Genomic DNA, 17,561 nt, shown 5'->3' with positions numbered 1-17,561 from the left:
AGCAATGCAGCAACTCAATCCTTCCGAAATAAGTGAAATTATCAAGGGCCGCATCGACAAGCTCGATGTGACCTCCCAAGCCCGTAACGAAGGCACTGTCGTCAGCGTATCTGACGGTATCGTGCGGATTCACGGTCTGGCCGACGTCATGTACGGCGAGATGATCGAGTTTCCGGGCGGCGTCTTCGGTATGGCTCTCAACCTTGAGCAAGACTCTGTAGGTGCCGTTGTATTGGGCTCCTACCAGTCTCTGGCTGAAGGCATGAGCGCCAAGTGCACCGGCCGCATCCTCGAAGTTCCGGTTGGTAAGGAACTGCTGGGTCGCGTAGTCGACGCACTGGGTAACCCAGTTGACGGCAAAGGTCCGCTGAACAACACCGAGACCGATGCGGTCGAGAAAGTTGCTCCAGGCGTGATCTGGCGTAAGTCGGTAGACCAGCCTGTACAGACTGGCTACAAGGCTGTCGATGCCATGATCCCTGTCGGCCGTGGCCAGCGTGAGCTGATCATCGGTGACCGTCAGATCGGTAAAACCGCTCTGGCGATCGACGCGATCATCAACCAGAAAGACAGCGGCATTTTCTGCGTCTACGTAGCCATCGGTCAGAAGCAATCGACCATCGCCAACGTGGTTCGCAAGCTGGAAGAAAACGGCGCACTGGCTAACACCATCGTCGTGGCGGCGAGCGCTTCGGAATCTGCAGCACTGCAGTTCCTGGCTCCGTACTCCGGTTGCACCATGGGTGAATTCTTCCGCGACCGCGGTGAAGACGCGCTGATCGTTTATGACGATCTGTCCAAGCAAGCAGTGGCTTACCGCCAGATTTCCCTGCTGCTGCGCCGTCCACCAGGCCGTGAAGCTTACCCAGGCGACGTGTTCTATCTCCACTCCCGTCTGCTGGAGCGCGCATCCCGCGTTTCGGAAGAATACGTAGAGAAGTTCACCAACGGCGCAGTGACCGGCAAAACCGGTTCCCTGACCGCACTGCCGATCATCGAAACCCAGGCTGGCGACGTTTCCGCGTTCGTTCCGACCAACGTGATTTCCATCACCGACGGTCAGATCTTCCTGGAATCGGCCATGTTCAACTCCGGGATCCGTCCTGCAGTGAACGCCGGTGTTTCGGTATCCCGTGTGGGTGGTGCCGCTCAGACCAAGATCATCAAGAAGCTGTCCGGTGGTATCCGTACCGCTCTGGCTCAGTACCGTGAACTGGCGGCATTCGCCCAGTTCGCTTCTGACCTGGACGAAGCGACCCGTAAGCAACTTGAGCATGGTCAGCGCGTTACCGAGCTGATGAAGCAGAAGCAATACGCACCAATGTCGATCGCTGACATGGCGCTGTCGCTGTATGCCGCTGAGCGTGGGTTCCTGACTGACGTCGAAATCGCCAAGATCGGCAGCTTTGAACAAGCGCTGATTGCTTTCTTCAACCGCGATCACGCCGATTTGATGGCGAAGATCAACGTGAAGGGTGACTTCAATGACGAAATCGACGCTGGCATGAAAGCCGGTATCGAGAAGTTCAAGGCCACCCAAACCTGGTAAGCCGCAGCGGGAGCCGCAAGGCTCCCGCTTGCTAACCTGATAGGTGTTACATGGCAGGCGCAAAAGAGATTCGCAGTAAGATTGCGAGCATCAAAAGCACGCAAAAGATTACCAGCGCCATGGAAAAAGTGGCGGTCAGTAAAATGCGCAAGGCACAAATGCGCATGGCTGCTAGCCGTCCTTATGCGGAGCGCATCCGCCAGGTTATTGGCCATCTGGCCAACGCCAACCCGGAATATCGCCACCCATTCATGATCGACCGTGAAGTAAAGCGCGTCGGTTACGTTGTGGTGAGCAGTGACCGTGGTCTGTGTGGTGGCTTGAACACCAACCTGTTCAAGGCCCTGGTCAAGGACATGGCGGTAAACCGCGAAAACGGCGTCGAGATTGATCTGTGTGTAGTGGGTAGCAAGGGTGCGGCTTTCTTCCGCAACTTCGGCGGTAACGTCGTTGCAGCTATCAGCCACCTGGGTGAAGAGCCGTCGATCAATGACTTGATCGGCAGCGTCAAGGTGATGCTGGATGCCTACCTGGACGGCCGTATTGACCGCCTGTCCGTGGTGTCCAACAAGTTCATCAACACCATGACGCAATCGCCTACCGTGGAGCAGTTGATTCCACTGGTGGCAACCCCGGATCAAGAACTCAAGCACCACTGGGATTATCTGTACGAACCGGACGCCAAAGAGCTGCTTGACGGCTTGATGGTCCGTTACGTGGAGTCGCAGGTCTACCAGGCGGTGGTCGAGAACAACGCGGCTGAACAAGCTGCGCGGATGATCGCGATGAAGAACGCTACCGACAACGCCGGTGATTTGATCAGCGATTTGCAGCTGGTCTACAACAAGGCGCGTCAGGCTGCGATCACCCAAGAGATCTCGGAAATCGTCGGCGGCGCTGCCGCGGTTTAACGGTTCAAATATTCAGAGGATCCAGCTATGAGTAGCGGACGTATCGTTCAAATCATCGGCGCCGTTATCGACGTGGAATTTCCACGCGACAGCGTACCGAGCATCTACAACGCGCTGAAAGTAGTGAGCGCGGCCGAAACCACCCTGGAAGTTCAGCAGCAGCTGGGCGACGGCGTGGTTCGTACCATTGCGATGGGTTCCACCGAGGGCTTGAAGCGCGGTCTGGAAGTCAATGACTCTGGCGCAGCCATCTCCGTACCAGTCGGTAAAGCGACCCTGGGCCGGATCATGGACGTTCTGGGTAACCCGATCGACGAAGCTGGCCCGATCGACACCGAAGAGCGCTGGGGCATTCACCGTCCTGCGCCAACCTTCGCTGAACAAGCGGGCGGCAACGACCTGCTGGAAACCGGCATCAAGGTTATCGACCTGGTTTGCCCGTTCGCCAAGGGTGGTAAAGTCGGTCTGTTCGGTGGTGCCGGTGTAGGCAAAACCGTAAACATGATGGAACTGATCCGTAACATCGCCATCGAGCACAGCGGTTATTCCGTGTTCGCCGGTGTGGGTGAGCGTACTCGTGAGGGTAACGACTTCTACCACGAGATGAAGGATTCCAACGTTCTGGACAAAGTGGCACTGGTTTACGGTCAGATGAACGAGCCGCCGGGTAACCGTCTGCGCGTAGCACTGACCGGCCTGACCATGGCCGAGAAGTTCCGTGACGAAGGTAACGACGTTCTGCTGTTCGTCGACAACATCTATCGTTACACCCTGGCCGGTACTGAAGTATCCGCACTGCTGGGCCGTATGCCTTCTGCAGTAGGTTACCAGCCGACCCTGGCCGAAGAGATGGGTACTCTGCAAGAGCGTATCACTTCGACCAAAAACGGTTCGATCACCTCGATCCAAGCGGTATACGTACCTGCGGATGACTTGACTGACCCGTCGCCAGCGACCACTTTCGCCCACTTGGACGCCACCGTCGTTCTGTCCCGTGACATCGCTTCCCTGGGTATCTACCCAGCGGTCGATCCACTCGACTCGACTTCGCGCCAGCTGGACCCGAACGTAATCGGCCAGGACCACTACGACACCGCTCGCGGCGTACAGTATGTTCTGCAGCGTTACAAAGAACTGAAGGACATCATTGCGATCCTGGGTATGGACGAGCTGTCGGAAGCCGACAAGCAGTTGGTAAACCGTGCTCGTAAGATCCAGCGTTTCTTGTCGCAGCCGTTCTTCGTGGCTGAAGTCTTCACCGGTGCTTCGGGTAAATACGTTTCCCTGAAAGACACCATTGCTGGCTTCAAAGGCATCCTCAACGGTGACTACGACCACCTGCCAGAACAAGCGTTCTACATGGTCGGCGGCATCGAAGAAGCGATCGAGAAAGCCAAGAAACTGTAATCCCGGCGCCCGGCAACGGGCGCTAATTTAGGTTGAGGCAATCAGATGGCTATGACAGTCCATTGCGATATCGTCAGCGCGGAAGGGGAAATCTTTTCCGGTCTGGTCGAGATGGTGATTGCGCACGGTGCACTGGGTGATCTTGGTATCGCTCTGGGTCACGCGCCGTTGATCACTAATCTCAAGCCGGGCCCGATCCGCCTGGTCAAGCAGGGCGGGGAAGAGGAGGTGTATTACATCTCCGGTGGTTTCCTCGAGGTTCAGCCGAACATGGTCAAGGTTCTTGCCGACACCGTGCAACGTGCTGCCGACCTGGACGAAGCCTCCGCTCAGGAAGCCGTTAAGGCTGCCGAGAAGGCCTTGCATGAGCGGGGCGCGGAATTCGACTACGGTTCTGCTGCCGCACGCCTGGCCGAGGCTGCAGCTCAGCTGCGCACCGTCCAGCAGATCCGCAAGAAGTTCGGCCACTAACAGGCCATCGACTTATTGCGCGATTGATTAAAAAGGGTAGCCTCGGCTACCCTTTTTTCTTTTCCGACTTTCATCACCCGGTCGCAGCCGCTGACCCCCAGGATTAGTAGCCTGTCATGTCTCTTGAAATCGTTATCCTCGCTGCCGGCCAAGGCACGCGCATGCGTTCGGCCTTGCCGAAAGTCCTGCATCCTGTTGCCGGTAACTCAATGCTTGGCCATGTTATCCACACGGCCCGGCAACTGGATCCACAACGCATCCATGTGGTGATCGGCCATGGTGCCGAAGCGGTGCGCGAACGTCTGGCGGCCGATGACCTGAATTTCGTCCTGCAGGATCAACAGCTCGGTACCGGACATGCGGTGGCCCAGGCTGTGCCGTTCATCAAGTCCGACACCGTGCTGATTCTGTACGGCGACGTACCCTTGATCGAGGTCGAAACCCTGCAACGGTTGCTCAAGCTGGTTGCACCGCAGCAACTGGGCTTGTTGACCGTTGAGCTGGATGACCCGACGGGTTACGGCCGCATCGTCCGCGATGCCGCCGGCAAAGTTACCGCCATCGTCGAGCATAAAGACACCAACGACGTCGAGCGTGCGATCACTGAGGGCAATACCGGCATTCTGGCGCTACCTTTCGGACGTCTGGGCGATTGGGTGAGTCGTCTCTCCAATAACAATTCCCAAGGCGAGTACTACCTGACCGACGTGATCGCCATGGCGGTCAGCGATGGTCTGGTGGTGGCTACCGAACACCCCCATGACACCATGGAAGTGCAGGGCGCCAATGATCGCAAGCAACTGGCCGAGCTTGAGCGTCACTATCAGCTGCGCGCTGCTCGTCGTCTGATGGCTCAGGGCGTGACCCTGCGCGACCCGGCACGTTTCGATGTGCGGGGTGAGGTCACCGTTGGTCGGGATGTACTGATCGACATCAACGTGATCCTCGAAGGCAAAGTGGTCATCGAGGACGACGTGGTGATCGGCCCGAACTGCGTGATCAAGGACAGCACCCTGCGCAAAGGCGTGCAGATCAAAGCCAACAGCCATATCGAAGGCGCGATACTCGGTGAAGGCAGCGATGCCGGCCCGTTTGCTCGTTTGCGTCCGGGTACGGTGCTGGAAGCTCGCGCGCATGTGGGTAACTTCGTTGAACTGAAGAACGCCCATATGGGCGAGGGCGCCAAGGCCGGGCACTTGACGTATCTGGGCGACGCCGAGATCGGTGCGCGTACCAACATCGGCGCAGGCACCATCACCTGTAACTACGATGGCGCCAACAAGTGGAAAACCGTGTTGGGCGAAGATGTATTCATCGGTTCCAACAACTCGTTGGTGGCGCCTGTGGATATCTCAGCGGGTGCGACGACGGCGGCCGGTTCGACCATTACCCAGAATGTGGGTAAGGCCCAGTTGGCTGTGGGTCGGGCTCGGCAGAAGAACATCGATGGCTGGAAGCGGCCGGAGAAGATCAAGAAGAGCTGAGTTATCCACAGTTCACGATGTGATGGCCATGAGATTGCTTTCGCGGGCAAGCCTCGCTCCTACGGAATATCACCGTCCGTAGGAGCGAGGCTTTCCCGCGAAGCTTTTTATCCACAGATCATTTTTATCGTGCCCCGCTTGACGAAGTTTCGACAATAGGCTTTTATTGCTTACGTTATCTTTCGAATCGAAACTTACCAGCCATGTCGAAGCGCAATACACCCCAACGCCGCCACAACATCCTCGCCTTGCTCAATGAGCAGGGGGAAGTCAGCGTGGATGAGTTGGCCAAGCGCTTCGAAACCTCGGAAGTTACGATTCGCAAGGACTTGGCGGCGCTCGAAAGCAACGGTCTGTTGCTGCGTCGTTATGGCGGGGCGGTCACCATGCCTCAGGAGTTGGTCGCCGATCTTGGCCAACCGGTTTCCAAATACAAGCAGGCCATTGCCCGTGCCGCCGTCACGCGGATCCGCGAGCATGCGCGAATCATCATCGACAGCGGCAGCACCACCGCCGCGATGATCCCGGAACTCGGCCAGCAACCGGGTCTGGTGGTGATGACTAACTCCCTGTATGTCGCCAACGCTTTGAGCGAACTCGAGCACGAGCCAGTGCTGTTGATGACCGGGGGGACCTGGGACCCGCATTCCGAGTCCTTCCAGGGTCAGGTGGCCGAGCAAGTACTACGCTCATATGACTTTGATCAGCTATTTATCGGTGCCGATGGCATCGATCTGGTGCGCGGGACCACCACCTTCAACGAATTGCTGGGCTTGAGCCGTGTCATGGCCGAGGTTGCCCGCGAAGTGATCGTGATGGTCGAGGCCGACAAGATCGGCCGCAAAATTCCCAATCTGGAGCTGCCATGGAGCAGCGTCCATACCCTCATCACCGATGATCGCCTGCCACTTGCGGCACGCGATCAGATTCAGGCCCGCGGCATTAATTTGATTTGCGCCGCCGTCAGTCAGGAGAACTAGCATGTGTGGAATTGTCGGTGCAGTCGCAGAACGTAACGTTACTGCCATCCTGCTCGAAGGCCTCAAGCGTTTGGAATACCGTGGTTATGACAGCGCCGGTGTGGCGGTGTACACCAACGATGAAAAACTCTTGCGCACGCGTCGTCCGGGCAAGGTCAGCGAACTGGAACAGGCGCTGATCGAAGAACCTCTGGTCGGCCGTCTGGGCATTGCCCACACCCGTTGGGCGACTCATGGCGCGCCGTGTGAACGCAATGCTCACCCACATTTCTCAGGCGGTTTGGCGGTGGTGCATAACGGCATCATCGAGAACCATGAAGCCCTGCGCGAGCAACTCCAGGCGTTGGGCCACGTGTTCACGTCGGACACCGACACTGAAGTCATCGCGCATTTGCTGCACGAAAAACTCAAGGTGCAACCCGACCTGACGGTAGCCCTGAAAGCGACCGTGCAAGAGTTGCACGGTGCTTACGGTCTGGCGGTGATCAGCGCCCTTCAACCGGATCGCCTGGTGGCGGCCCGCAGTGGCAGTCCATTGGTGATCGGGCTGGGTATGGGGGAGAACTTCCTGGCTTCCGACCAACTGGCGCTACGTCAGGTGACCGACCGTTTCATGTACCTGGAAGAAGGTGACATCGCCGAAATCCGCCGCGACAGCGTGCAGATCTGGGATATCACCGGCGCACTCGTCGAGCGTGAAAGCGTTCAGTACCGTGACGGTGCCGAAGCGGCTGACAAGGGCGAATTCCGCCATTACATGCTCAAGGAAATTCACGAGCAACCGGTCGTAGTACAGCGCACTCTCGAAGGTCGCCTGAGCCATAACCAGGTACTGGTCGAGGCATTCGGTCCCCAAGCGGCCGAGCTGTTCGCCAAGGTGCGCAATGTACAGATCGTCGCCTGCGGCACCAGCTATCACGCCGGCATGGTTGCCCGTTACTGGCTCGAAGAACTGGCTGGCATCCCATGTCAGGTCGAAGTCGCCAGCGAATTCCGCTATCGCAAGGTAGTGGTGCAGCCGGACACCCTGTTCGTGAGCATCTCCCAGTCAGGTGAAACCGCAGACACTTTGGCCGCCCTGCGCAATGCCAAGGAACTGGGTTTCCTCTCCAGCCTGGCGATTTGCAACGTCGGCATCAGCTCCCTGGTGCGTGAATCGGACCTGACGCTGCTGACTCAGGCCGGTCGCGAAATCGGCGTGGCCTCGACCAAAGCCTTCACCACTCAACTGGTTGGCCTGCTGTTGCTGACCCTGTCTCTGGGGCAGGTTCGCGGTACGTTGGCCGAAGGTGTCGAAGCCACGCTGGTCGAAGAACTGCGTCGCCTGCCGACCCGTTTGGGTGAAGCCTTGGCCATGGACAGCATCGTGGAGAAAATCGCCGAGCTGTTCGCCGAGAAGAACCACACACTGTTCCTCGGTCGCGGCGCGCAATTCCCGGTGGCGATGGAAGGGGCCCTCAAGCTCAAGGAAATCTCTTACATCCACGCAGAAGCCTACCCGGCGGGCGAACTGAAACATGGCCCGTTGGCGCTTGTGGATAACGATATGCCCGTCGTCACCGTGGCGCCGAACAACGAGTTGCTGGAGAAGTTGAAATCCAATCTCCAGGAAGTCCGCGCCCGTGGTGGTGAGCTGATCGTCTTCGCCGACGAGCAGGCCGGCATGACCAATGGCGAAGGCACTCATGTCGTCCAGATGCCGCACATCCACGACATCCTGTCGCCGATCCTCTACACCATCCCGCTGCAGCTGCTCTCGTACTACGTCGCTGTATTGAAAGGCACTGACGTTGACCAGCCGCGTAACCTGGCGAAGTCGGTGACTGTGGAATAAGTTATCCACAAGCAATGAAATGAAAAGACCGCAGCTTTGGCTGCGGTCTTTTTTTGTTTAAAAAAGGTCAGCTATTTCAAGTCCACCAATACCGCACAAGATGAAAGAAGATCGGTGCCGCAAAACACACTGAATCCAGTCGATCCAGCATCCCGCCGTGACCTTCGATCATGTGCCCCCAATCCTTCACGCCGCGATCCCGCTTGATTGCCGACATTACAATGCCGCCGGCAAAGCCCAGCAGGTTGATCAGCAGCGCAATGAAGAACGACTGCCACGGGCTGAACGGCGTAGTCCACCACAAGGCTGCGCCAATCAGCGAGGACAACAGAACGCCGCCGACAAAGCCTTCAACGGTTTTCGACGGCGACAGAGTGGGTGCGATTTTGCGTTTGCCGAACAACTTGCCGCATACATATTGCAGCACGTCCGACAGCTGCACCACGATCACCAGATACGCGATCAGCAGCAGGTTGCGGCCTTCATAACCGACGATGTCCAGTGTCAGCAGGGCGGGGACGAACGACACGCAGAACACCGCGATCATCAAGCCCCATTGCACTTTCGACGCTCGCTCGAGGAAGTGCGTGCTGTCGCCGCCGAGAGACGCAAGAATCGGCAGCAGCAAAAACACGTACACCGGAATAAATATCGAGAACAGTCCGTACCAGTCGGAATAGATCAGCAGATATTGCAGCGGCAATGCCAGGTAAAACGCTGCCACCAGCGCCGGGTAGTCGCTGCGTCGGGTGGGCATGAGGGTGAGGAATTCGCGTAGCGCATAGAACGATACCGCGTAAAACAACAGGATCACAGCGCCGGTGCCCAGCCAAAAGGCGATGCCGATCACCACCACCATCACCCACCAGGCATTGATGCGGGCGTTGAGGTTTTCGATGACTGCATTGGGCGTGCCCCGGGTGCGCAGTTTGAGGATCAGGCCAATCAGTGAGGCCAGCACCAGGATCATGCCGATCCCGCCGAATAGCATCAGGGTTTGTCTATCCATGTCAGGAATGCTCCGGGGCGAGGGCCAGCAGTGCGTCGCGACTGCGTGAAAGAAACTGCTCTTTGCTCTCGTCTTCAGTCAGTTGCAGGGGTGCGCCGAAACTGGTGGTACACAGCAGCGGCAGTGGCAGCACTCGGCCCTTGGGCATGACCCGGTTGAGGTTGGCGATCCATACCGGAATCACCTGGGCCTGTGGGTAACTTTTTGCCAAGTGGTACAGGCCGCTTTTGAACGGCAGCAAACCCTCTTCCAGATTGCGCGTGCCTTCGGGAAAGATGATTAACGAATCACCCTTCTCCAGGGCGTCGAGCATGGGCTGCAACGGGTTATCCACAGGGTCCTTACGCTCGCGGTCGATCAGCACGCCGTTGAACACCCGGCTGATGATGTAACGGCGTAAGGCGCTCTTGTTCCAGTAGTCGCTACCGGCCACCGGTCGCGTAAGTTTGCGCAGGGTGGAAGGGAGCGAGGCCCAGAGCAGCACGAAGTCGCCGTGGCTGCTGTGATTGGCAAAATAGATGCGCTGCACGGGTTCCGGCGCGCAACCCATCCACAGGCTGCGGGCGCCAGTAACGGTTCGGGCCATGGAGGTGATGAGGGTGGCGACCACAGGTTCGAACATTAACGATTTCCTTATCCAGCGAAGGGCAGCCAAGGGCTGGCCAGAATGACAGCCAATGGTGGCAGCACTTGGGCGACCAGCAGGACAGCCTGTTTGCGCAGCAGTTTAAGCCCCCCACGCTGACGTTCGGTCCAGGGCCGGCCGGCACGGTTGGCCGGTTGCAGGCCGAGGTTTTGCAGGGCCTGATCGAGGGCTTGAGTGCGGTCTGACAAAGCGTCAGCGTCGCGGGCCATCAGGGTAAACAGGTCAGCGTCGAAGGCCACCCGCAGCGCCCAGTATTTTTGCCATAGCCCAAGGATGATCAGCCAGGCGCTGAGGATCAAGAACGGCGCCGTCGGGGTGATCAGCAGCAGTTGCAGCAGGCCGAACAACACACCCAGCAAGGTCAGCCCTGTGGATAACTGGTCGAGGGTGCGACCCCGGCGCAGCAGGCTGGCGACCACGTGCAGTTCCATATCAACCGGCATAGGCGTTCTCCAGGGCTTGGCGATGGGCCGGATGCAGCACCACTTGCGGGCGTGCGGCCTGGATCATTGCCACGGCGGCATCGACAGTGGCCGCTCGACCGCTGTGCAGCAACCAGGCCGCGATAGCGGTGGCGCTGCGTGAATAACCCAAAGCGCAGCAGACCAGCAATGGACCTTGCTGACGCAGGTGTTCAATGGCCTGGGCGGCGGCGAGGCATTGCTCAGCGCTGGGCGCGGTCAGGTCGAGTATCGGAACGCTTTGATAGGCGCGGCCTCTCGGGTTGAGCGGCAGCTCGGCGCATAGATCAACCACAGCGTTGAACGGCGCCAACTGATCAGCGTCGGGAAGCCTGCCGAGCCAAACGTTATCCACAACCTCATTGGGCTGCGGATGCTTGCGGGTCCAAAGCCGTGAGTTGATCCACGCCGCTGCCACGTAGGGCGCAAATAACCAACGGGCGGCCGGGCTAAGGCGGCCGTCAGCGCGTTTCTGAAAACCGGCGGCGTCCAGCAGCGTGTAGTTGAGCGCCACCAGCAGCAGCGCCACGGCGGGCCAGATCAGCCACAGCCATCCGCCGCCCAGGCCAAAGGCTGGAAGGGCGAACATCGCCGCACCGATGCCATAACGCAGGGCCAGGCGCCAGCGTTTCGGGTCCTTGGCCAACCGCAGGCTACTCAAGGGGCTGGGCCGATCCAGTGGCCACAACCATACGCACAGCCAGCCGGCGAGGGCGCCTGTGGGTAAGTCGATAAAGTGATGTTGATAAGTGGTCAGCACCGAAATCCCGATCAATGCGAACCAGCCGTGCACCAGCCAGCGCCACAACCCTTGAGAGTGCCGTTGGTACATCACCCACAAAATCACCAGCAGGGCGATGTGCAGCGACGGCGCCTGATTGAACGGCTTGTCGAACCCGGCCAGCACCGCGAACAGCCAGCCGAACACTCCATCCAGTTCAGGCCGTTCGAAGGTGAAGCGCAGCGGCCATAACAGGAAACAACTGACTGAGATCACTTGAGCACTCAGCAGGCGCAAGGCGTGGCGCTTGAGTTCATGGCGACTATCGGGCAGCAGCAGCGAAAAACCGTACAGCAGATCTATCGTCCAGTAGGGGACGATGGTCCAGGCCCAGAAGGGCATGGCGGTTTCCCAATCGAAAACGAAGGTGCCGACATCGCTGCGCTGCGCCGTGACCCACGTGGCAAAGCCGTAACTGGCGAAAAACAGCGGTGCCAGTACCAGCAACCAGAGCACAGCGGGTTTCAGCAAACCCGGCTCCCTCGGGGCAGCCCCCATCATTGCACCCGTTGCGCGAGGGACACGGTGAAGATCCCCCATTCATCCACTCTCTGGGTGATTTTACGAAAACCCGCTGCTTCCACCAGTTGATCCATTTCCGCCTGGCTGCGCCGACGCATCACCCACGCCTGGCCTTGACGGTGACTGGTGAGGGCGCGGGCGATCAGTTCCAGCTGCGGGTGCCAGGGCTGACCGGTGTAGACCAGATAGCCACCGGGCTCCACGGCCTCGGCCAGGCCCGCCAGAGAGCCGCCGACCAGTGCATTGTCGGCAAACAGTTCATACAACCCGGACACCACCGCCAGTGTCGGCTTTGGGTCCAGTGCCGCCAGGTCGGTGCGGTCGAACGCGTCGCCTTTCACGAACTGCGCGATGTCTCCAAGGCCCTTATCGCGAATCAGCGCACCACCGTCACGTACATTGATGTCGCTGTAATCGCGCAACAGTATCGATTCCGGTAGCGGGCTGACGCCTTGCAAGGCTTCAAGAATGTAGCGGCCGTGACCGGCGGCGATGTCGACGATGCGCACCGCTCGGCCTTCTTCGCGCAGCTTGGCCATGGTCAGGCGCAGCAACTCTTCGACATTGAGTTTGCGCTGGCGAATGCCGCGCCAGCCGATGGAATTCAGGTAATTCTGATCAATCATCCGCCCGAGCCCACCCTTGCCGGTGGGCTGGTTGCGGTACACGTAGTCCAGGGTACTGCCGGAGTCGAAACCGGTGTCGAAGCCCAGCTTCACCCCGTCGGACAACCGGCTGCCCAGGCGCATGCTGGCGCGGGTCATGCGCCAGTACAGGTCACGCAACGAGTTGTGCGGCAGCGGGGCGGCGAGGGATTCGGATTCGGCGCAGGTCAGGCCGATCTTGTCGGCATCGAGCAACGAGGCCCGGTCCAGCGGGTATTCAAAGTTTTGCAGGATAAAGCGTTTGGCGCTGGCGACGGCCACGGCGCGATCACGTTCCCCAAGCGTGTCGTGGAAGAAGCCCGGGAGGATGTGTTTTTCCTTTTTCAGGCTGCCCAGACGTTCGAAAAACTGTTCCTGGGGTTTGCGGTGGACCACAAAATCCGAGCCGGAAATCAGCAGCTGGGTCGGCACTTGAATCGCCTGCGCATCGGCCACCACACGGTCGGCGGCTTCATACAAGCCGAGCAGTACATTCACCGAAATCGCCTTGGTGATCAGCGGATCGCTGTCGTAGGAGGCGACGCGTTCCGGGTCATGACTGAGGAACTTGGCCTTGACGTAGCTGTTGACGAAAAAGTTGCCGCGAAATTTGCGCATCAGCGCCAGGCCCGGACGGGCGAAAGGGACGTAGAGCTTGACCTTGAATGCGGGCGACGCAAGCACCAACGAGCGGATGCGCGGTGCATAGTCGTGGACCCAGGTCGAGGCAATCACCGCGCCGACGCTCTGGGCGATCACGGCCATGTTCTCTTCGTCGATCTGGTGGGTCGCGTTCAGGTGATCGCAAAAGGTCTGCACGTCACGCACGCTGGTGGCGAAACTCGGGCTGTCGCCGCGAGCGCCCGGCGACTGACCATGGCCGCGCGCGTCCCAGGCAAAGAAGTCGAACGCTGGCAGGTCCAGTTCATCCACCAGATGGGCGATACGCCCCGAGTGTTCATGGCCGCGATGAAACAGCAGCACAGCCTTGCGCGGTTCACCCGGGTTACGGGCCGTCGCCGGCCAATGGCGGTAAAACAGCTCGACGCCGTCGTGGGTAGTGAAGGTCTGATTCTGAGTTTCACGCATTGCACTTTCCTTATGCTTGGGGAGCCTTACGCTGAGGCCTTATGCCGAGGGGGCGTTTTCCTGCACTTCTTTCAGGCCCAGACGGACCCGGTTGACCAAGGTGTAAGCCAGCAGGACGGCGACCACCGCAAACACAACGTTAATCCACAACGCGTTGATCCAGCCGATCGCAATGCCGGTGGCCAAGACGCCCAGTACAAACGCGCGATCGCTCTTGCCCATCGGGCCGTCATAACGCCGCGACGCGCCTATCATCGGCCCGAGGACGCCACTGTACTCGCTGAACAATGCCAACAGCGTGACCAACAGCACAATCAACACACTCACGTCGGGAATCAGGGCAAAAGGCAGGATCAGCGCGCTGTCGGCAACGATATCGCACAGTTCATTCAGGTAGGCGCCGAGGCGCGACTGCTGGCCGAATTCCCGGGCCAGCATGCCGTCGATGGCGTTCAGCGCCATCCGCAGGATCATCCACACGGGAATCAGCAGAAATACCCACAGGTGATTGGCGAAACAGGCAATCGCGACGCCCGTCACGACCGAAATGACGCCGGCCAGCACGGTGATTTGATTGGCGGTGGTGCCGTTATCGAACAATCGCTGAACCAGCGGTCGCAACAGATTCTGGAAGGCAGGTTTAAGTTGGTAGATGGAGGGCATCTGGATACGGTCTCAGCAATTGAAAGCGTGAACGTTCAGGGTTATACGTCACAATAATCAGAATGCCAGTAAAACTGCACGGCTCATCCTCTTCCAGCGATATCCAGGTCCAATCGGGAACTGTCGGCCTCGCGTTTTTCAGTGCTCAGGAGTTAATCCATGGACCGCTTCCAGGAAATGCAAGTCTTCGCCACTGTCGCCCAGGAACAAGGCTTCTCGGCGGCGGCGCGGCGGTTGGGGATGTCGGCGGCCAGCGTGACCCGAGCCGTGGCAGCGCTGGAGAAACGCATTGGCACCCAATTGCTGACACGTACCACCCGCAGCGTGCATTTGAGCGAGGCGGGTCAGCGTTATCTGGAGGATTGTCGGAGAATTCTCACCGAGGTGCAGGAAGCGGAGGATTCGGCAGCCGGGAGCCACGCCCAACCCCGTGGGCAAATGACGATCACGGCGCCGGTATTGTTCGGTGAGTTATTCGTCACGCCGGTCATGGTCGGTTACCTGACTCAATTCCCTGAAGTGAGCATCAACGCTCTACTGGTCGACCGGGTGGTGAGCATGGTCGAGGAGGGCATCGATGTGGCTGTGCGCATCGGTGAGTTGCCTGACAGCAATCAACATGCAATTCGCGTGGGCGAAGTGCGGCGGGTGATCTGTGCTTCCCCTGGATTCCTGACCAACCATGGTCGGCCTCGACATCCTGCAGATTTGAGCGCAGCCCCGATCATCGCCACCTCGTCCATCGGCCAGCACAGAAGCTGGCCGTTTCTTGACGCGGGAGAGCCGATCAGCGTTCGTCCGGAACCGCGTCTGGTGGTCACCGCCAATCAGGCGGCTATCACTGCCGCCGCCATGGGGCTGGGACTGACCCGAGTGCTGTCGTATCAAGTGGCGAGCAAGGTCGCCGCCGGTGAGCTGGAAATCGTTCTGGCTGACTTCGAACTGCCGCCATTGCCCATTCATGTGGTCTACCAGGGCGGGCGTAAGGCTCCGGTGCGGGTCCGTAGTTTTGTGGACTTCGCGGTGAAGGTACTGCGCGAACACCCCGCCCTGCACGGATGAAGGGTTATTGCACTGGGTGAAATAATGGATTGCGTTTGCTGGTTATTCTGTTGTTTTGGTTGCGGATGGAAGATAGCCCCCTATCGGCGCTGATCTTTCCTGAACGGCGCCACCACCCAGCGGAGCCGACCATGCAAGCCATCAAACTCTACAACTTCCCACGTTCTGGCCATGCTCACCGTGTGGAGCTGATGCTGTCGCTGCTGCAACTGCCGACCGAGCTGATCTTCGTCGATTTGGCCAAAGGCGCGCACAAGCAAGCGGATTTTCTTGCGCTCAACCCGTTTGGTCAGGTTCCGGTGATTGATGATCAAGGCGTGGTGCTGGCCGACTCCAACGCGATCCTGGTCTACCTTGCGCTGAAATACGGCAACGGCCACTGGCTGCCAACCGATCCGGTCGGTGCGGCCAAGGTTCAGCGCTGGTTGTCGGTTGCCGCCGGGCCGATTGCCTTTGGCCCTGGCAGGGCAAGGCTGATCACTGTGTTTGGTGCGCCTTACAACGCGCAAGAGGTGATCGCTTATGCCCACACCTGGCTCAAAGTGATCGATCAGGAACTGGACGCAACGACATATCTGGTCGGTAGCGAGCCGACCATCGCTGACATCGCCGCGTACAGCTACATCGCCCATGCACCCGAAGGCAATGTGTCGCTGGACGACTACACCAACATCCGCGCCTGGCTGGCGCGGATTGAAGCCTTGCCAGGGTTTGTCGGCATGCCGCGCACCGTCGCCGGTTTGCAAAAAACTGCCTGATGCTCACGGCCCGATTCAGTCGGGCCGCTCACATTGCGCGAGGAGCGCAGGGGAGAAGCCGTTATGGAACGTTCACCTTGGCACGCAGGCGAGAAACAGTTGCAGGCTCACGTGGGTGTCGCCGAGAAAATGGACACATTAGGTCGTAGGGTGATTCGCAGCGAGATGCCGGATCAACACCGCGCGTTCTATCAGCAACTGCCGTTCATGCTGTACGGCGCGGTGGATGCTGACGGCAACCCTTGGGCCAGCATTCTTGAAGGAGCGCCGGGCTTTGCGAAGTCTCCCGAGCCTACGCTGTTGCAGTTCAGCAGCCTGCCTGGCAGTGACGACCCAGCGCAATTGCAAGATGGAGCGGCAATCGGTCTGCTCGGTATCGAGCTGCACACCCGCCGTCGCAACCGTCTCAATGGTCGAGTTGGCGCTGTGACGGCGAGTGGCTTCGAGGTGAAGGTGGAGCAATCTTTCGGCAATTGCCCGCAATACATTCAATTGCGCCAGTTTCGCTCAGTGCCATTGGCGGATCCGGCGACGCGTATTGCGCAGCACCTCAATGGTCTGGATGACGCGGCCAAAGCCATGATCGCCGGCGCCGATACCTTCTTTGTCGCCAGCTATGTGGACGTCGATGGCCAACGCTCGGTGGACGTTTCTCACCGGGGTGGCCAGGCGGGCTTCGTCCAGGTAGAGGGCAATCGCCTGACCATCCCGGACTTCGCCGGCAACCTGTTCTTCAACACCCTGGGCAACCTGCTGATCAATCCTCGAGCCGGTTTGCTGTTCATCGATTTCGATACGGGCGACCTGCTGCACCTCAGCGGTCGCACCCAAGTCATCCTCGAAGGCCCTCAGGTCGAAGCCTTTCAAGGGGCCGAGCGGCTGTGGACATTCGAGGTGGAGCGCGTGGTGCGTCGGCCCGCGGCGCTGGCCTTGCGTTGGCGCTTTGACGGCGTGTCACCCAAAAGTTTGCTGACTGGCACCTGGGCGCAGGCGAATGCGCGCCTGCAAGCCCAAGCCGGACCTGTAACCCATGTGGGAAACACAGAAAATCCACTGTAGGAGCGAGGCTTGCCCGCGAAGGCTTTCTCACATTCAACATTGAGGTCGCCTGACACGCCGCCATCGCGAGCAGGCTCGCTCCCATTTTTGATCGTTGTCGTCCTACAGACCGAGTGATTTTTGGGAATGTTTCCGACAAGTTTTGACGGTTGTCGGTCGGAAATGGGGTGGATAGGCTTTGGGGGGGGCTGCAAATTCAGTGATCGGGTTTGGTTGGCGCACTTTTGTGCT

General features: G+C 59.1%; 15 protein-coding genes and 1 pseudogene. 10 read left to right on the top strand and 6 right to left on the bottom strand.

What is annotated here, in order from left to right; translation table 11 throughout:
• The first annotated feature begins 4 nt into the window (after window positions 1-4).
• The 7 genes from atpA (at window position 5) to glmS (ending at window position 8,636) form a co-directional block, all read left to right on the top strand.
• A complete protein-coding gene (gene atpA / locus AB7M22_RS26985; protein WP_008007884.1) occupies window positions 5-1,549 on the top strand; it encodes a F0F1 ATP synthase subunit alpha in 1,545 nt (514 codons plus the stop codon).
• Window positions 1,550-1,599: 50 nt separating this feature from the next.
• Window positions 1,600-2,460, top strand: coding sequence for a F0F1 ATP synthase subunit gamma (atpG, locus tag AB7M22_RS26980; RefSeq protein ID WP_007903034.1), 861 nt, complete (start codon window positions 1,600-1,602; stop codon window positions 2,458-2,460).
• A gap of 27 nt (window positions 2,461-2,487) precedes the next feature.
• Complete coding sequence (gene atpD, locus AB7M22_RS26975) at window positions 2,488-3,867, top strand: F0F1 ATP synthase subunit beta (RefSeq protein ID WP_008007883.1); 1,380 nt, start codon at window positions 2,488-2,490, stop codon at window positions 3,865-3,867.
• A 45-nt stretch (window positions 3,868-3,912) separates the two neighbouring features.
• Window positions 3,913-4,338, top strand: a complete 426-nt coding sequence (locus tag AB7M22_RS26970) for a F0F1 ATP synthase subunit epsilon (RefSeq protein WP_007969909.1) — start codon at window positions 3,913-3,915, stop codon at window positions 4,336-4,338.
• A gap of 116 nt (window positions 4,339-4,454) precedes the next feature.
• Entirely contained in the window at window positions 4,455-5,822 is a 1,368-nt protein-coding gene (glmU, locus tag AB7M22_RS26965) for a bifunctional UDP-N-acetylglucosamine diphosphorylase/glucosamine-1-phosphate N-acetyltransferase GlmU (RefSeq protein WP_454188312.1), read from the top strand.
• Between the two features lie 203 nt (window positions 5,823-6,025).
• A complete protein-coding gene (locus tag AB7M22_RS26960) occupies window positions 6,026-6,802 on the top strand; it encodes a DeoR/GlpR family DNA-binding transcription regulator (RefSeq protein WP_007903040.1) in 777 nt (258 codons plus the stop codon).
• Window position 6,803: 1 nt separating this feature from the next.
• Window positions 6,804-8,636, top strand: a complete 1,833-nt coding sequence (gene glmS, locus AB7M22_RS26955) for a glutamine--fructose-6-phosphate transaminase (isomerizing) (protein WP_454188311.1) — start codon at window positions 6,804-6,806, stop codon at window positions 8,634-8,636.
• Window positions 8,637-8,712: 76 nt separating this feature from the next.
• On the opposite strand, the gene AB7M22_RS26950 is transcribed toward glmS, so the two are convergent.
• Genes AB7M22_RS26950 through AB7M22_RS26925 form a run of 6 tightly spaced genes read right to left on the bottom strand, consistent with a single transcriptional unit; the run spans window position 8,713 to window position 14,451 of the window.
• Window positions 8,713-9,645 carry a phosphatidate cytidylyltransferase gene (locus AB7M22_RS26950; RefSeq protein WP_454188310.1) on the bottom strand — a complete coding sequence of 311 codons (933 nt, stop codon included), beginning with the start codon at window positions 9,643-9,645 and terminating at the stop codon, window positions 8,713-8,715.
• Between the two features lies 1 nt (window position 9,646).
• Complete coding sequence (locus tag AB7M22_RS26945) at window positions 9,647-10,267, bottom strand: lysophospholipid acyltransferase family protein (RefSeq protein WP_454188309.1); 621 nt, start codon at window positions 10,265-10,267, stop codon at window positions 9,647-9,649.
• Window positions 10,268-10,278: 11 nt separating this feature from the next.
• The gene (locus AB7M22_RS26940; RefSeq protein ID WP_454188308.1) at window positions 10,279-10,734 is read right to left on the bottom strand and encodes a hypothetical protein; all 456 of its coding nucleotides are present in this window, start codon (window positions 10,732-10,734) and stop codon (window positions 10,279-10,281) included.
• Complete coding sequence (locus tag AB7M22_RS26935) at window positions 10,724-12,034, bottom strand: phosphatase PAP2/dual specificity phosphatase family protein (RefSeq protein ID WP_454188307.1); 1,311 nt, start codon at window positions 12,032-12,034, stop codon at window positions 10,724-10,726. Before AB7M22_RS26935 ends, AB7M22_RS26940 begins: the two co-directional genes overlap by 11 nt.
• Window positions 12,031-13,788: a bifunctional alpha/beta hydrolase/class I SAM-dependent methyltransferase gene (locus AB7M22_RS26930; protein ID WP_454188306.1), complete on the bottom strand. Its 1,758-nt coding sequence runs from the start codon at window positions 13,786-13,788 to the stop codon at window positions 12,031-12,033. The genes AB7M22_RS26935 and AB7M22_RS26930 overlap by 4 nt, the downstream gene beginning before the upstream one ends.
• Window positions 13,789-13,827: 39 nt before the next feature.
• Window positions 13,828-14,451, bottom strand: coding sequence for a CDP-alcohol phosphatidyltransferase family protein (locus tag AB7M22_RS26925; RefSeq protein ID WP_007896586.1), 624 nt, complete (start codon window positions 14,449-14,451; stop codon window positions 13,828-13,830).
• Between the two features lie 159 nt (window positions 14,452-14,610).
• On the opposite strand from AB7M22_RS26925, the gene AB7M22_RS26920 reads away from it, so the two are divergent.
• The 3 genes and pseudogenes from AB7M22_RS26920 to AB7M22_RS26910 form a co-directional block, all read left to right on the top strand.
• On the top strand, window positions 14,611-15,513 hold the full coding sequence (locus AB7M22_RS26920) for a LysR family transcriptional regulator (RefSeq protein WP_454188305.1): 903 nt from the start codon (window positions 14,611-14,613) through the stop codon (window positions 15,511-15,513).
• Between the two features lie 131 nt (window positions 15,514-15,644).
• Window positions 15,645-16,271 (top strand): glutathione S-transferase family protein, encoded by a 627-nt coding sequence (locus tag AB7M22_RS26915; protein WP_454188304.1) that lies wholly within the window; start codon window positions 15,645-15,647, stop codon window positions 16,269-16,271.
• A 63-nt stretch (window positions 16,272-16,334) separates the two neighbouring features.
• Window positions 16,335-17,288 (top strand): annotated as a pseudogene (locus AB7M22_RS26910) (pyridoxamine 5'-phosphate oxidase family protein); the annotation flags it as partial.
• Window positions 17,289-17,561: the final 273 nt, after the last annotated feature.

The organism is Pseudomonas sp. ADAK2 TE3594 (assembly GCF_053628675.1).
This window is presented reverse-complemented; position numbering and strand designations above follow the sequence as displayed.

What these genes read in the sequence shown, in the direction of transcription:
- atpA (WP_008007884.1), top strand. Translation starts at nt 5, where the DNA reads ATGCAGCAACTCAATCCTTCCGAAATAAGTGAAATTATCAAGGGCCGC.
- atpG (WP_007903034.1), top strand. Translation starts at nt 1,600, where the DNA reads ATGGCAGGCGCAAAAGAGATTCGCAGTAAGATTGCGAGCATCAAAAGC.
- atpD (WP_008007883.1), top strand. Translation starts at nt 2,488, where the DNA reads ATGAGTAGCGGACGTATCGTTCAAATCATCGGCGCCGTTATCGACGTG.
- AB7M22_RS26970 (WP_007969909.1), top strand. Translation starts at nt 3,913, where the DNA reads ATGGCTATGACAGTCCATTGCGATATCGTCAGCGCGGAAGGGGAAATC.
- glmU (WP_454188312.1), top strand. Translation starts at nt 4,455, where the DNA reads ATGTCTCTTGAAATCGTTATCCTCGCTGCCGGCCAAGGCACGCGCATG.
- AB7M22_RS26960 (WP_007903040.1), top strand. Translation starts at nt 6,026, where the DNA reads ATGTCGAAGCGCAATACACCCCAACGCCGCCACAACATCCTCGCCTTG.
- glmS (WP_454188311.1), top strand. Translation starts at nt 6,804, where the DNA reads ATGTGTGGAATTGTCGGTGCAGTCGCAGAACGTAACGTTACTGCCATC.
- AB7M22_RS26950 (WP_454188310.1), bottom strand. Translation starts at nt 9,645, where the DNA reads ATGGATAGACAAACCCTGATGCTATTCGGCGGGATCGGCATGATCCTG.
- AB7M22_RS26945 (WP_454188309.1), bottom strand. Translation starts at nt 10,267, where the DNA reads ATGTTCGAACCTGTGGTCGCCACCCTCATCACCTCCATGGCCCGAACC.
- AB7M22_RS26940 (WP_454188308.1), bottom strand. Translation starts at nt 10,734, where the DNA reads ATGCCGGTTGATATGGAACTGCACGTGGTCGCCAGCCTGCTGCGCCGG.
- AB7M22_RS26935 (WP_454188307.1), bottom strand. Translation starts at nt 12,034, where the DNA reads ATGATGGGGGCTGCCCCGAGGGAGCCGGGTTTGCTGAAACCCGCTGTG.
- AB7M22_RS26930 (WP_454188306.1), bottom strand. Translation starts at nt 13,788, where the DNA reads ATGCGTGAAACTCAGAATCAGACCTTCACTACCCACGACGGCGTCGAG.
- AB7M22_RS26925 (WP_007896586.1), bottom strand. Translation starts at nt 14,451, where the DNA reads ATGCCCTCCATCTACCAACTTAAACCTGCCTTCCAGAATCTGTTGCGA.
- AB7M22_RS26920 (WP_454188305.1), top strand. Translation starts at nt 14,611, where the DNA reads ATGGACCGCTTCCAGGAAATGCAAGTCTTCGCCACTGTCGCCCAGGAA.
- AB7M22_RS26915 (WP_454188304.1), top strand. Translation starts at nt 15,645, where the DNA reads ATGCAAGCCATCAAACTCTACAACTTCCCACGTTCTGGCCATGCTCAC.